This is a genomic window from Methylomonas sp. MK1, from assembly GCF_000365425.1.
Taxonomy (GTDB): domain Bacteria; phylum Pseudomonadota; class Gammaproteobacteria; order Methylococcales; family Methylomonadaceae; genus Methylomonas.
Map to the genome: position 1 here is coordinate 3,385,988 of NZ_AQOV01000001.1, position 15,449 is coordinate 3,401,436.

11 protein-coding genes are annotated in these 15,449 nt (G+C 53.6%); 1 reads left to right on the forward strand and 10 read right to left on the reverse strand.

Translation table 11 applies throughout. The features are described 5' to 3' along the window. Positions 1-82 precede the first annotated feature (82 nt). The 3 genes from G006_RS0116105 to G006_RS0116115 all read right to left on the reverse strand — a co-directional run bounded on the left by G006_RS0116105 (position 83) and on the right by G006_RS0116115 (position 4,410). Positions 83-2,440 carry a TonB-dependent siderophore receptor gene (locus G006_RS0116105; protein ID WP_020484247.1) on the reverse strand — a complete coding sequence of 786 codons (2,358 nt, stop codon included), beginning with the start codon at positions 2,438-2,440 and terminating at the stop codon, positions 83-85. Between the two features lie 98 nt (positions 2,441-2,538). Further along, a complete protein-coding gene (locus G006_RS0116110) occupies positions 2,539-3,528 on the reverse strand; it encodes a FecR family protein (RefSeq protein WP_160167680.1) in 990 nt (329 codons plus the stop codon). A gap of 360 nt (positions 3,529-3,888) precedes the next feature. Next, positions 3,889-4,410, reverse strand: a complete 522-nt coding sequence (locus G006_RS0116115; protein ID WP_033194271.1) for an RNA polymerase sigma factor — start codon at positions 4,408-4,410, stop codon at positions 3,889-3,891. Positions 4,411-4,422: 12 nt separating this feature from the next. Between G006_RS0116115 and G006_RS28655 the strand changes: the two genes are divergently transcribed. Continuing rightward, positions 4,423-4,590, forward strand: a complete 168-nt coding sequence (locus G006_RS28655; protein WP_160167681.1) for a hypothetical protein — start codon at positions 4,423-4,425, stop codon at positions 4,588-4,590. A 463-nt stretch (positions 4,591-5,053) separates the two neighbouring features. Here G006_RS28655 and G006_RS0116125 read toward each other — a convergent pair whose 3' ends face one another. The 7 genes from G006_RS0116125 to G006_RS0116155 all read right to left on the reverse strand — a co-directional run bounded on the left by G006_RS0116125 (position 5,054) and on the right by G006_RS0116155 (position 15,028). Continuing rightward, positions 5,054-7,435: a TonB-dependent siderophore receptor gene (locus G006_RS0116125; protein ID WP_020484251.1), complete on the reverse strand. Its 2,382-nt coding sequence runs from the start codon at positions 7,433-7,435 to the stop codon at positions 5,054-5,056. A gap of 106 nt (positions 7,436-7,541) precedes the next feature. Further along, a complete protein-coding gene (locus G006_RS0116130; protein ID WP_033194272.1) occupies positions 7,542-8,525 on the reverse strand; it encodes a FecR family protein in 984 nt (327 codons plus the stop codon). 71 nt (positions 8,526-8,596) lie between these two features. Then, entirely contained in the window at positions 8,597-9,124 is a 528-nt protein-coding gene (locus G006_RS0116135; protein ID WP_020484253.1) for an RNA polymerase sigma factor, read from the reverse strand. Between the two features lie 372 nt (positions 9,125-9,496). Further along, on the reverse strand, positions 9,497-10,711 hold the full coding sequence (locus G006_RS0116140) for a sialidase family protein (protein WP_020484254.1): 1,215 nt from the start codon (positions 10,709-10,711) through the stop codon (positions 9,497-9,499). Positions 10,712-10,763: 52 nt separating this feature from the next. Next, a complete protein-coding gene (locus tag G006_RS0116145; RefSeq protein WP_020484255.1) occupies positions 10,764-13,271 on the reverse strand; it encodes a TonB-dependent siderophore receptor in 2,508 nt (835 codons plus the stop codon). A 176-nt stretch (positions 13,272-13,447) separates the two neighbouring features. After that, positions 13,448-14,440: a FecR family protein gene (locus G006_RS0116150; protein WP_020484256.1), complete on the reverse strand. Its 993-nt coding sequence runs from the start codon at positions 14,438-14,440 to the stop codon at positions 13,448-13,450. Positions 14,441-14,512: 72 nt separating this feature from the next. Further along, entirely contained in the window at positions 14,513-15,028 is a 516-nt protein-coding gene (locus tag G006_RS0116155; protein WP_020484257.1) for an RNA polymerase sigma factor, read from the reverse strand. Between the last annotated feature and the right edge of the window lie 421 nt (positions 15,029-15,449).

A 15,449-nucleotide genomic window follows, 5' to 3' on the forward strand; every position in this document is an offset into this window, starting at 1 on the left:
GTGCGATAGCGCGTAACCCGACAAATCGATGTCGACCTATAGGGTTACGCTAGCGCCAAACCCAGTCTACGTGGCTCGTGTTTTAGAACTCATATTTCAACGAACCCAATACGCTGATAGGTGAGCCGGGAATGCTGGTGTGACGTCCACCGGAGGTATTTGCGTAATAGTCCTTGTCCAACAGGTTGTTGATGTTCAATTGCAGCGTCAGCTTGTGCTGCCCGATACGGGGACTGTAAGCCGCCATCGCATCCAGTCGCGCATACCCGGGCAAGGAGCAGGTATTGGCGGTATCGCATGGACGGCTACCGACCGCAACCGCACCTAAACCCGCTTTAAAGGCATCGTTAAATTGCCAAGTTCCCCAGAGGCTGCCTTGATGTTCGGGCACATTCTCCAAACGATTGCCTTTCAAGCCGCTAAAACTTTGCACATAATTAACTTGCGTATAAGCATAAGTGCCTAACAAATGCAGCTGATCGGTAATTTGCCCCGCGAGATCCAGTTCTATGCCTTTACTCCTGATCTTTCCAGCCAGAATTTGATAGTCGGGATTGGCTTGGTTGGGGTCGTCGGTAAGCAGATTACCTTTAGTTAAATGGAAAAACGCCAGGGTCGATGAAAAGCGTTTGTCATGCGACTCTGTCTTAAGGCCTATTTCGTATTGCTTGCCTATCTGCGGCTCAAAACTCGTACCTCCGACACTCACGCCGTTGTTGGCACTGAAAGACTTGGTGTAACTGCCGTAAACCGACAGCCAATCCTGGACTTGGTAAAGAATACCTGCTCGCGGACTAAAAGCATTGTCCTCCCGTTCTATGCGTGCCGCTTTGGCCGCATCCAGGGAGGCCGTCGAGGCGATAGCACCGGTGGTGACGTTATCGTAGCGGCCCCCCAGCAAAATATGCAGCTTATCAAACAGTGTTATCTGATCCTGAGCGTACGCGCCCACCCAGGATTCCTCGCGATAAAAGAATCTGTTGTAGGTGGACAAGGCGGCAAAATCTACTCGCCCATAAACCGGATTGTATATATCGATAGAAGCTGCTGAACCGTTTGCGGACGGGGCCTCGGTCGTGGCATGGAAGCCGTCGACACCGACCAACAGATTATGCTTGCTGCCCAATATTTCGAATTTGCCGTTCAAATCGATATTGCCGGAATGCGTCATCACATCTTGTACACCCACCGAGGCCGAACGATTCAGTATGCGGTTGTTAGCCTGTAAGCCACCATTAAAAATGGCTGGGCCGCTCAGCGACCAATCTTTAAACAAGTAGCGCTGGGTAATTTTCCAATCGTCGTTAAAGTGGTAAGTCCAGTCGAAGCCGACCAGGGTACTTTCCACCGTTTGGCGCTGAAAACCGTCCTTTAGACTACGCGTGATTGGAATAGGTGCTGGGCGGTCGCCAATGGCGGGAATGCCAAAATCGGCGTTAAAGTTATCATGCTTGTATTCCAGTTCGAGATTGGTCTCGAACTTTTCATTCGGTCGCCAAGTAACAACCGGCGCGACAAATACCCTTTCGTTGCCGACAAAATCCCTGAATGACTGATTGTCCGTGTAAGAGCCATTGAATCGATAGAGCAGCGTCTTGTCGTCATTAATCGGCCCGGTGGCATCAAGCAAGGTGCGATATTGATCGTAACTTCCGAACTGTTGCTGTAGAGAATAGTACGGTGTATCGCGCGGTTTCTTGGTCACATAGTTCACCAAGCCGCCTGGCTCGATTCTGCCATACAGCACTGCGGCTGGGCCTTTTAGTATCTCGACTTGCTCGATGTTCGCGATGTCGTAAATATCCTGACGATTGAACAAACCATTGCGATAGGCATCGCCAAAGCCGGATCCTGCCAAGCCACGAATGATAAAATTGTCATACAGAAATCCGCCACCCGTGCGGCCCAACACGCCGCTGACATGGCCGTTGACCGCATCCGGTAACGTCATCACCTGTTTGTCCGCCAGCACAGCTTTAGGTACCACCTGAATCGAAACCGGCGTTTCCATGATCGGCGTATCGGTCTTGGTGGCGGTCGTGGCGTTGGGGCGGTTGTAATCGGTATTGTAGGGATCGGTGGCGTCGTAAACCGTCTGACCGATAACGTTCACCGGTTGTAACATCGTCGCGTCCTTGCTCGCCGCCTTGATCGATACCGAACCGTCGCCGGCAATCGCAAAACTCAGGCCGCTGGCCGACAGCAGTTTACTCAGCGCCTCGTTTAGTGTCATCGTGCCTCGTAACGCCGGTCCGTTGCGACCAGCCACGCTATCGTGAGCGTAAAAAATTTGTATGCCGGATTGCGCCGCCAGTTTTGGGAGCGCCACCGCCAATTCCTGGGCCGGGATGTCAAAGCTGTAGGTGGTTTCGGTTGCCCGCACTTCGCAGGCTGAAGCCAACAAGGCGCCGAACAATAGCGGTTGGGTTAAACACTTCATCCATCTTCTCCTTTTGCGTGGGTTTTCAGAATGAAACGCACCAAGCCGAAAAAGACGCCAAAATTTATTCGGGAAGACGAGCGGGGTGCTATCGGAGGTCAGCGTCGTACCAATAGCGCTTGCCCCGGCGCGGGACGTTGAATATTGACCGGCAGGGTCATCGCGATCACATTCAGCGCGCCATCAAGGTTACCGATATGGAAGGTACCACTGACCTTCAGCTTGGCCAGGCTGGGGTCGGCCAGGGTCAAGCGCGTGTCGTGAAAGCGTTCCAGTTCGTTTAGTACTTCGTCCAAGCGGCGGTTTTCGAATACCAGTTGGCCGCGCAGCCAGGCAGTGAGATTGGCCGAACTGTCCGGGCTGTCCTGAAAATTGCCTTGTGAATCGTAGTTGAGTACTTGGTTGGCCTTGATTTCCCGGCTGCCGTTGGTTTCTACTTTAACAACGCCTTCCAACACCGCAACGGCTACCTGCCGGTTTTGCACCTTTACGTCGAATTGTGTGCCGATATCGACAATGGTGCCATTGCCGGCTTTGACTTCGAAGGGTTGTTGCGGATTGTGAGCCACGCTAAAAAATGCCTCGCCCTTAATCAGTTCGACCGAGCGCCGCCAACGGTTGACCCGCAGATTCAACTCGGTATCACCGCTCAGGTCCAGGCGCGAGCCATCGGCCAGTTGCACGGTCTGGCGGTCGCCGCGTTCGGTGACATAGTGGCTGCGATGACCGTACCAGCCCTGTTCGGAGAAAGTACCCACGCCCAAACCCAGCAACAAACAAGCGGCCAGTGCGAGTTCGGTAAAACGGCGCAGACGCTTGCGCGGGGGGCGGTAACTTAAGGCTTGCCGGCGCACCGGAAAATCTCCGCCCTTGAAACGATCCAGCTTGCGCCATTTGTCGGCTAATTGCCGGTAAATGCGTTGCCGGTCCTCGCCTTGCGCCAGCCATTCCCGGAAGGCTTGGCGCTCTTCAGGCGTGCAGGCAGCCGAATCCAGCCGCAGAATCCACTCTATGGCTTGCTGTTGCAGATCGGGCGAGGCTTCGGTTTTGGGCATGTTAAACAGGGGGCGATGGGTTGCGCTAAGCACAGGCATTCTATCCTTTAGCCGCCCGACATTCGCTGAAAATCTTGGAAACGGAGCGTTAGCGAAGTGAAGATTTTTAGTCCCCGATAGCCGTAGCGCCGGGCGGGTTTTCGCAGCGAAGCGGAGAAAACCTGCAAGGCATCGCGACACGGCGTTAAGTCATGCGAGAGCCTATGTTTCGACCCCTTGTTGGGTCGAAACGAGGTGACGCGGACGAATCGGGGCGCCGCAGGCATAAGCGGTCGCGTAATTTTTGCCGATTTTTTCCTGCTGGGAAGCTCGAAAAAATCTTTCGGCAAAAATAGCGACTCCCCGGTAAAATCCGGTATCAGAAACGATGAAAAAAACCCTCCAGCCACTGGCTTAGTCATCCGTAGAGTCGAAACGCAGCAGCACATGCTGCGCGGCGAAGCCGACTAGTCTTACGGAATTGCGTTCGGAAATTCCCAGCCGACGACCGATTTCCTTATGTGACAGCCCTTCCAGCCGGTACAGCACGAAGGCGTTGCGGGTAGTCTCCGGCAGTTCCAATAAAATCCGATTCAAGGATTGCAGCTCCTGTTCGGAAGCCAATTGATCCTCGGGCAGCGGCTCGGCGGCGGTTATGTCATGCAGTGCCTGGTCGTCGCCGGTTTCGACATGAAAACGCTCCCGAACACTCTGGCGGCGGTGTTGATCGACACTGAGATTCGCAATCGTGCGGTACAGAAAGGCCCTGGCATTGTCGATTGATTCCGGCTCGGGATGTTGCATCAAGCGCAAATACGCTTCCTGCACCAAATCCTCGGCCAACTCATTGCCGCCGCGCAGGCCGGCAAAGGCCCGGAGCTCCTGGCTATGCCGCTGAAACAGCCGATCGAACAGCGATGGTTTGGATTTAGGCACTAACAAGTCCCGATGGCGAAAAAGTTAATGGTTAAGCAACGTACCAAGCGTAGTCAGGCCAACTTCGGCTTGGCGGTGTTGACCGAACGAAATGGTCAGCAAAAAATATTCCATCCGGCCGAATTCAGGCATCCTGACGAGCCTGGTGCGCTACAAAGTCTATTTAAAACAAGGCTGTAGTTGTTTGAAAGTGATGATTGCCAATCATGAGCGGAAAACACTGCCACGGAATCGAATGCGGCAAATCACCTAAATTGGGTTTGAAAATGGGCTGAATCACTAGGCCGGTCCCGTACTATGTAATTCGCGTCGAACTAAAAGGTTTCGCCCAAAAACCGGAAGATCTCTTTGGTAGGGGAGTATGAAGAAATTCGGAAAAATCCCGTGAGATATGGCGATAGCCGTAGAGTAAGCCTGTAACTCGCCGCCGGGTTAAGGCCAGTACCGATAATTCAAACTAATCTAGCCATTTGCGATGGTCTTAAATTAAGGCTATGTTTGCGTTAATAGTTGCCGTTGCTCCGCTAGGGGTGGCCGGAGTCCAGCGGCTATGGATGGCGGGGTTTCTTCATGTCCTTGTGAACCGGATCCCGGCAATCCCTGCCGGGATGGAGACACATACGTTGAGCCTGATGGTGTAAGCCTAAAACTCCACCTTAACCGAGCCCAAGAAAGTCCGTGGTGCACCGGGCATGGTTTGGAAAATAAAATTACCGTAACCGTTGCTGGATGCGATGTATTCCTTATTCAACAGATTTTCTATATTGAATTGCCAAGTTATACGGGAAGGTCCGGCTTTGTGCTGGTACTTCAACATCGTATCGAGGCGGGTATAGCCGGGTATTTCGAAGCTGTTATCGACATCCCCCGAGCGCTTGTCGACCACGTAAACGCCTGCGCCAGCACTGAAGCCCTGTGCCCCCAGACCTGAAAAATCATAGGTGGACCATAAACTGGCGGTATTTCTGGGGATATTCTCCAGGCGATTGCCTGCTTTGCCCACGCCGCTGAACGGCGACTCGTTGCCGCTGGTGACGACCGCGCCTATGTAGGTGTAAGTTCCAATGATGTTCCAGTAATTGGTCAACTGCCCTTGCAAGTCTAACTCGATGCCTCGACTGCGTGCCGCGCCGATTGTGGCGTAAAAGCTGTTGTTAGGGGCCGGTAGTTGCGATTTAATATTGGTTTTGGTTAATTCGAAGAAAGCCAGATTGGCGCGCAGTTGTCCATCCAACCATTCGCCTTTCAAGCCAAACTCCATTTCCTTGGATTTTTCCGGGGCGAAGGCGGAGCCGTCGATAGGCCGTCCTGCATTGAAGGCGTTGAAACCATTAACATAATTAACATAGGCACCTAGCCACGGCACGGGGTGGTACAACAAACCTATGCGGGGACTAAAGTTGTCGTCGTCGGTGTGATTGGTGGAAACGCCTTGCGCATCATAGTTGCTGTGCATGGCATTGTCGAACCGCCCGCCCAGCAATAAATGCCATTGATTCCACAACGAGATTTGGTCCTGAATGTAAATGCCATACCACTCATTGACGGTATCGTTCTGTCCTCCCAGCGGCAGGTCCAGCAACTCGGTAAATCCGTATTGTGGGTTGAAGACATTGATATTGGGAGCGGTCGTATAAGCGCTAAACAGATTTCTGTTCTTGGAATGGTAGTAATCCGCACCCAGCAAAACAGCATGTTTCAACGGTCCCGTCTCGAAATGACCGGTTATGTCCACGGTGCCATATTGATTTTGAAAATCGTCGCTGGTCTTGATAAAACCTCTAGCCAAATTACCCAGAAGATCGACGTTTTCATTCGAAGAAGTCTGTGCGGTTAAAAATGTTTGGTTATGGGTTGAATATTTTGCCCGCACTTTCCAGTCTTGATTAAACTCGTGGGTCAGGGTTAAGCCGCCGGTATAAGCCTCTTTGTCTGCAAAGTCGGTCGGTTCGTTGCCGGAAAAATGCAATGGAATTTTGCCAGGAATCGCTCCGGACTGTTGTAAGCTGTAAGGGATCCCGGAATCGGCGACATCTTTGATGTTCTGATACATAAAATCCAGATCCAATCGGGTTTTGTCGCTAATGTTCCAAGTCAGGCTCGGCGCCACAAAGTCGCGAGTGACCGGATGGTTATCCCTGAACGTCGCGCTGTCCAAATGTTCGTAATTCAGACGATAGGCCAATGCACCGTCTTCGGTGATTTTATTGGTGGCATCCAGCAAAGTGCGGTAAGTATCGAAAGAACCAAATTGCTGTTGTAGCGAATAATAGGCATCTGTTCGCGGTCGTTTAGTAACGATATTGACTAGACCGCCAGGTTGGGCACGACCGTAGAGCATGGCCGAAGGCCCTTTCAACACCTCAATACGCTCGGCATTAGCCAGTGAAATGGGCGTATTGGGTGTTAATACGCCGTCACGATAAATATTATTGGTATTGGTGAAGCCGCGAATGTAGAGATTCTCGTCTTTATCGTTACCAAATCCCCAGCCCTTGGCAACGCCGCTGACGTTTTTCAGGGCATTTTCCAACCCGATGGCTTGCTGGTCGTCGATGATGGCTTTGGGTAGCACTTGCACGGAAATGGGGGTGTCGAACAAAGGCGTATCGGTTTTGGTGCCGGTCACGGCGTTGGAGACTGCGTAATCTTTATTGTAAGGATCGCTGGGATCGCGCGTGCCTTTGACCAACACGGCCCCTAACATCGTCGCATCGTTGCTGGAGGATGTCGGCTTTAGTGTTACGGTGCCATCGTTATCTATGCTGTAAGTTAGACCGCTACCGTTTAACAGCTTACGAACGGCTTCCTCGATAGTGTACTCGCCTTGCAACGTCGGACTGGTTTTGCCGGCAGTAGATCGTTCCGCATACAGCATCGCCGTGCCCGATTGCGCGGATAGTTGTTGCAGGGCTGCGGCCAGGGGTTGGGCCGGAATATCGAAATGGTGTTTGCTGTCGTCGGCGTAGGCTTGCGCCGAGATCAGCGCGATGGCTACGCCGAGGCGCTTGATGGTCAGTGTCATACTCCATGTCTCCTTTATTTGGGGTTCATGGGCATAGACGCGGAGGAGAAAAAAAACCGCCAAGCAACTTCAATTAATTTATTGAATTGAATGGAGGTAGAACGTTTTAATGCTTGCCCGCAATCGCTTCCAACACAATCTCACGCTCACCGATGCGTTTAATGTTGACCGGTAGTAGCGTGGCCACCGCATTCAACATCCCGTCCAGTTGCTCGGTGCGGAAACTGCCGTTGACGCGTAGCTCGGCCAGTTTCGGATCGGGTAGACGAATCAGCACGTCGTGATAACGGCCGATTTCCGCCAATACCTCGACCAACCGCCGACCGTTAAAAATCAATTGCCCTTGGCGCCAGGCCGTCGCGGCGGCAATATCGCTTGCGATGACCGGCACGAAGCGATGATCGTCGCTATACGCCAGTTGTTGTCCCGCATGCAATTCGCGATGTTCGCTCTGAACGGACATTTCCACCACACCTTCTTGCACCGCGACACTAACCCGGTCGGCTTGCTTGTACACATCAAAAGCCGTGCCTATGTCGCGCACGCTAAGATTGCCCGCCTGCACACTAAACGGCCTGTCGGCATTGTGAATGACTTTAAAGAACGCTTCGCCGCGTATCAACTCAACGCGGCGTTGGGCATGATTGAAATGCACCCGCACTTCGGTATCGGTATTCAATTCCAGCTCGCTACCGTCGGATAAGGCCACCACCTGTCGTTGCCCCTTAGCCGTGTTGTAGCTATGCGGCAGGCCGTACCAGCCTTGCGGCGAAAATATTGCCAAGCCGACGCCGAATAGTAGTGCCGCCGCTGCGCTGTATGCCGGCCATTGTCGCCAAGTGGAATGGTGAGTTTGCGGTCGATAGCGCAAGGCTTCGTCACGGGCACGAAACGCCTGATCTTTAAGCGGCTCCAGCCAAGCCCAGTGCGCTTGCACCTGCCGGTACGCCGCTTGATGAGTGGGATCGACCGCCAACCAGTCCGCGAAAGTACGCTGGAGTTGCGCGTCCGCGGGCGCATCGCGCAATCGCAGTAGCCAAGCTATTGCTTGGTCGCGCGCAGTTTGGCTAATGGAGTCGATGTCTGACACGCTGAGTGATTGAAATGTGGTTATCAAAGGGACAGTTTACCGGACTTTGTAATGGGCGGGCCAGGCGGCAATCACCGCCAATCATGATCCGATTCTGCGCTGAGCTTGGCGCTGATATGTTGCATCGCCAGCATCACATAGCGTTCAGAGCAACGTACTGAAATGCCCAAGCGCTTGGCTATTTCGGCATGCGAGCAGCCTTCTATGCGGTATAACACAAAGGCATGGCGGCGCAATTCCGGCAATTCGTCCAGCCAGATGGAGAATTTCTCCAATTGTTGATGAGTTTGCCAATAATGCTCGGGCGAAAGGCGCTGGTCGGCAACATGCTCGATGTCTGCGTCGGGTTCATCGAAGCGTGCGCGCGTTTCGCGGCGGCGATGTCGGTCAACCGTTAGATTGGCGGCGGTCTGAAATAAAAACGCCCTGGGGTTTTGAATGGTTTGCGGCTCGGGATATTGCGATAGGCGCAGAAAAGCTTCCTGCACAATATCGTTTATATCGGGTTCTCGCGGCCAACGGCCGCGTAAAAAGCTGCCGATTTCGTGCGCGTGTTGCAGAAACAGCGTGTGCAGAAATCCTGGTGATTCTTTGGACATTGAAGGCATTCGTGGCCGGGGCAAGTAAAGATGCTTTTCAGCAATAACCAAGCCAAGCCAGCCGTGTTGTCATTAGATACCGCGCGTTAGCGCGACTATGCCGTCGGTAGTAATGTTTTGGCGGCGCTTAAAAACAAAGTAGATACGTGATATGACCTGTTTTAAGCGGGAATTGCGGCATATGCCGCAGTCTTTGGCAGAGTCCTTGCCTTAAGTGAGCTGGTGACAAGTAATCGTGACCATTAACCCGGCCCTTAAATATCGTCGCTCCCGCGAAGGCGGGAGCCCCGCGGCTATATTGGATTCTCTGCGCGGTTTAACGGCTTCAGGGAATTTAAGGGCTGGGTTAATAATTACCTTCGATCTCTTGTCTTAGTCGATGGTTAAAGAGACTAGCCGCACTTTCTTTTGCATCGGATCGGTCCAGGCGACAAAAGCTTGCTTGCCGACGCGGGCCATCGCCAGGTATTTGCTGGGCCATTTCGGGAAGCTGCCGCGATACACCGTGGTTTGCCGGCTGACTTTGCCGTTGGTCGTCACTTTGGCGACTCGTAACTCATCTTCTGGCCCATTGCGGCCGCGCCAGCTGACCAAGGCTGAACCGTCGTCCAGCAGTAAGGCGTTGGTATAGCCGCTGGCGTCGGCATCCAGCTCGATAGGTGAATTAAAATGCGCGCCGTTGTCAGTGGAGAAGGCCAGTTTCACCCGGCCTTTACCGTCGGCGGCGGTGAACCAAGCGGCCACGCCTGCGTTGGGAGCCAGGTCAATGGATGGCCCATTGCTGGGGCAACCGCCGATCACCCAGCCGTCCGCATGAACGCTAGCGATTTTCGGATCACCGCCGGCTTGCCAGCGCACGGCGCTAATATCGCGAATTTCGCCGACAGCATGGTCGCGATAAACGGTGACCAATTGTTCGCCCAGCGCGTCGGTAAAACTGCGGCAGCAGGAGCAAACATCGTCATCCAGCGTTAGCTCCGGGCTGGCGCGCCAATTTTTGTCGATTACGCTCGCCATCAGTTGGTAGCGGTTGGTTTTCTTATCGGCCGCCGGGTCGTGGCTGGCGTTGCGCATGTCGGTCCAGACCAGCGCCAGTCGTGCATCGGGAAGTGCGGCCAAAGACATTTGCGCATCGTAGATACGTGCTTCGTCGCCATACGGCTTTAACGGCGGCGACCACGTCAAGCCGCCATCAATCGAGCGCGCCAGATAAATATCCGCCGCGTATCGGCTGGCCGCACCTTGGGTATAGGGCATCCAGGCAGCGGCCAGGCTGCCGTCGCTCAGGCCCAGCACTACCGGCGGGTCGGCCAGTTTGCCATCGACTTTGACCACGGTTAACGGCATACTCCAACCTTGTTCTTCCAGCACGGCAAATTTCGCCTTACTGGTCCCCACATCGGTTTCCACCCAACTGAGCAGTAACTGCCCATCCGCCGTTTTTTCAAGGTGATGCTGCTGGCTAAAGCCCGACACCGGCAACTCCAGCTCGCGTAACGGCAACGGCTTTGCCGACACACCCTGGCAGATGCCGCAATACAGTAAAAAGCCGGCGACGGACTTTAAAATTAGCGTGATTTTGGACATGGCAGGCTTCTCGACAACGATGACATAGCTGAGCAATTTAGCGGGTTTGAGCTCAATATTCCACTCGAATCGAGCCGATAGCGGTCAGCGGCGCTCCCGGATAAACACCCAAACCCGGCGCGACGTTGGAATCGGGATCGGTGGATTCGTAGTAGCGCTTGTCGAGTAGGTTACGAATATTAAACTGCGCGCTTATTCGCGAGCCGCCGACTTTTTGTTTATACGCGACGAAGGCGTCCATCCTGACATAACCGGGCATTTGGAAGCTATTGGCGTTATCGCCTTCGCGCGTGCCGGCGGCCACACCGCCCAGACCGACACTAAAGCCATCCCGCGCCGCATAGCCGTTCATGTCGTACTTAAGCCATAGGCTGCCGGAATGTTCGGGGACATTGTTCAAGCGGTTGCCCTGGGTGCCGCCGTTGTAGTCCTTGATGATGCGGGCATCGGTAAAGGCGTAGCTGCCGATCAGGCTGAAGTTATTGCTCAGATACCCGGTCATGTCTAACTCGATTCCTTGGCTGCGTTGTAGATTGGCAATTTTGTCGTAGAGATTGGCCGTGCTCAGGTCGTTGACCAGGATGTTATCCTTGGTCAAATGGTAGTACGCCAAGGTTGCCAGCAGGCGTTGATCAAACAATTGGGTCTTTATGCCTGCTTCGAATTGCTCGCCGATTTGCGGATCGAAGCGGTTTCCGTTCGAAGCCGGCGCATTATTGGCGCCGAGCGAAGTTATCCAATTGCCGTATACGCTCAATTGATCAAATGCTTCGTAGAGTATACCGACTCGCGGGCTAAACCCCTCGTCTTTGCGGGTGTTAGGCTTCACCAGTGCGTCGGCGTCCGCAAAGCTGGCGGCATTGCCGCGTCCGGTTTCCGCCCAGTCGTAACGGCCACCGCCCATGATATGCAGTCTGTCCCAAAGCGTGATTTGGTCTTGGAAATAAGCACCGTACCAATTGTTGTATATCACGCTGCGATTCAAACCCGGCTCGGAATCGCTCAAGTAAGCAGCGTCGAATGTCGCCGGCGAGATGCCGTAACTGGGAAATGGGTTATTGATGTCGATTGCCAGGGCCGGATTCGCGTCAACCCATTGTCCTGAAGTGCCGTATCGGTTAAAGGTGCGGTAAAAATCGAAACCGAACAATACGTCGTGTTTGGTTTCGCTGATCGCGAACTTGCCGGTAACATCCAGGTTAGTCGCGTAATGTTCTTGCTCTGAAGTTTGCCGAAAGATGTTGCGTTGCAGAATGCCGGTGGCTTGATTCAACGCTAAGCCAGGATCGAAAGCCGGCGCGGGGTTGACGAAGCTAGTCGTGCTGTCGGATAGGCTGGCCAGGAAACGGTTATGTATCGCCCAATCATCGTTAAAGCGATGGTTAATTTCGCTGCCGACTTTGGTGCTGGATTGATCTCCTATCCGTGTATTCGGATCACCCAAGTTGCGACTGATCGGGATGTTGGCCGGACGTTTGCCTAGCGCGGGAATCCCGAAATCCGCCGGTGCGTTTTTTTCGCTGCCTTCAATATCGACGGTAATGTCGGTAGTGTCGCTGGGGCGCCAGGTGATGCTGGGATTGAACAGCATTCGGTCCACGGATACAAAGTCGCGGAACGAGCCGTTGCTTTGGTACGCGCCGGAAAAGCGGTACAGCAGCGATTTATCGCCATTAATCGGCCCACTGGCATCCCATTGGGTGCGATATAAATCGTAGGAGCCAAACTGTTGTTCCAAGGAGTAATAGGGGTGGTCCAAGGGTTTCTTGGTAGTCAGGTTGATCATGCCGCCCGGTTCGGTCCGACCGTAGAGTTGCGACGGGCCTTTAATGACCTCGATGTTCTCCAAATTACCGGAGTCCATGTCGCCGAAATAGCCCCCGTCTTGTAACAGGCCGTTCCGATAGATGTTATTAGTATTAAAACCGCGCACAATGAAACCGACACCACCGCCTAATGACGGCTGGGGACGCACGCCGCTAACGTTTTCCAACACCTCTTTAACCTTGCCCGATTTTTGGTCGTCCATCACCGATCTCGGTACGACCTGAATTGAAATAGGCGTTTCTACCAGCGGGGTGTCGGTCTTGGTGGCGGCAAAGGCGTTGGTTACTGCGTAATCCTGGCTGTAAGGGTCGGCTGCGTTGGCATACTGGCGATTGCCGGACACCGTGACCGCTGACAACGTTGAAACGTCATTGTGTGAATCCGGCGCTTTTTGTAGCGTAATAGTGCCGTTACCGGTGGTACCGGCTACCACGCCGGTGCCGGCCAGTAGTTTTTGTAAAGCTTGCCGGGCCGTCAATTGGCCGCTGACACCGGACGATTTCAAGCCTGCCGTCATTTCCGCCGGATAACTAAGCTGTACGTTGGCGGTGTCGGCAAATGCATTTAATGCGCTGCTTAAGCTTTGCGCGGGAATGTCGAAAGCGATGTTTTGTTCGGCGGCAATCGCGGTCGGGGTGCTCAGAGCGGCGGCGATTGTCAGAGACAAAGGCCAAAGGTTGTATTGGGTCGGCTTGCCCATGCAAGGGGCTTTGCGGAACGGATAAGATGCCATTAGATTCTCCCTAAGCGAATGAATTGATCCCCCGAACGATTGGGGGTGCAATGGAGACGGGCGAAATGAGTTTTCCCTCAGCTTGAGGTAAAACTATTTTTTGAGTCAAACACGGTAAGGCTGAATGACGGCGGGCTTTGTCGGGTGTTTTGGCTAGGCGATAAGCTTTGCGACGCTCAAGCGATCAGTACCAGCCATGGCGTTAATCGATAAATTCGTATCGGCAGTGTTTGCTGTAAAGACTCCAATGCCTTATCAGTATCGCGAATATCGAAACGGCCGCTGACTTTCAGGTTCTGCAATGCCTGATTGCGGATTATCAGGCTACCACGCCGATAGCGGCCAATTTCCGCAATCACCTCCTTGAGCGGAGCGTTGTCGAACGAGGCGCTGCCTTTTAACCACGCCGTGGCGTTGCCGGTTGGCTGGTGGCTGACTTCGCCTTGGTGACGAGCGTCGACCGCGATGCTGTCATTGGCATTTAAGGTGGCCGGATTTTGCCGATCCCGGCTGACTTCCACCACCCCGCTCACCACGCTGACAATGTCGCTGTCGGCGTTTTCTCTAACCACGAAACGCGTACCCAATACCCGCGTGTTGCTGTAGCCGCCATCCACCTGAAAAGGATGTTGGGGGTCGTGTTGCACTTCAAAAAACGCTTCGCCCCGGGCTAGCTGGACATGGCGCTGACCATTACGCATGTTAACGTTAAGAGCGGTGTCGGAATTTAAAGTGACTTGGCTGCCGTCGCTGAGTTGTACGGTTTTTATTTCGCCGACGGCGGTGCAGTAGTCCGCCTTCCAGCAGCTTAAAGCCGGCCGATAAATAATCGCGGCGATGACCAGGCTGGCGGCTGCGGCTAACAACGGTTTGGCACCGGGGGCGATGACTAAACGCCGCCATGGGCTTTTGGCCGGTTTATTACATCGCAAAATTTGCGGCGACAATGTTGTGGCGTCTAGCGTTGCGTGGAAATCGGCATCCTCCCAAAATGCAGCGATTTCGGCATAGGCCTCGCGGTGAGCCGGGTCGGCTTGATGCCAGATTCGAAATTGTCTGCGCTCATCCACCGTTACCGACTCGGCGCGCAGTCGCACAAACCACGTCGTCGCCTGCTCGCTAATGGCATCGGGGTTATCAGAGTCTGCGGGCGGTTGGTTTTCGGTCATGGCTGCATTATACGGCGCTGGGGTAGGCGTATGCCTTGGAATAACGGTAAGACGGTTAAGGCGGCAAAAACCTCAGTCGGTCCGATAGGGGCGGCCAAAATGATTGCCTAGCTGTTTGCGGCAATACATCAAGCCTTTGACGATGTGTTTCTCCACGGCGCTCTCGGAAATATCCAGAACACTAGCCACTTCCCGATAACTCAATCCATGAATTTTATGCAGGATAAATGCATTGCGGCAGCGCGGCGGCAATTCGTAGATGGTTTGGTGCAACAGGGTGCGCCATTGCTGATCGGCTAATTCGCTTTCCACTCCGGCCAGTTGCAGCTCATCCAGATGCCGCGTCGCTTCCTGATGACGCTCGATGACTTTATGGTGGCGCAGGTGATCCATCGCCAGATTGCTGGCGGTGCGGTATAAAAATCCGCGCGGGTGGTCTATGGGCGTATCGTTGGCGGTGCGGGCCAAGATCAGATAGCTTTCTTGCAGCAAATCTTCCGCGGTTTCCGGGCATTTGACTATCCGCAGCAAATGGTGCAGCAGCTCCTTGCAATGCAGTCGATACAGCGAGCTGATGTCCGGGGTCATGAGGCGGGGCTGGGCTTTAGTCGTTTGAGAAGCTCTGTCCTATGCCTGATTCGTGCCAGTAATGATTCAAATGCCGACCAAGGCGCCGAATATCCTGCCTTTGCTGGTCTGGAGTCAAACTTGGCGGCTCGCATTCACACTATCCGAACAAATTTTACCGGTGTTGAATGGGCTATATAGCGCACTTGGTGCGGCATATACCCTATTTTTGACGGTGACCGGTACGTTACCGATACCGGAAAGTGAAATATGGGTACTGATTTGCGGATTAGCGAAATGCCGAGTAAAGCGCTGGAGGAGCCGGCGCCTGCAATGTAAGCATCAGTCGATTAGTTGCAATGAATTTTCATCTCTTACCTCCTGTTTTATGCCTGTCGTGCGTCAAAACAACGATAGTCATCATTTAACAACAGCGAGGGAA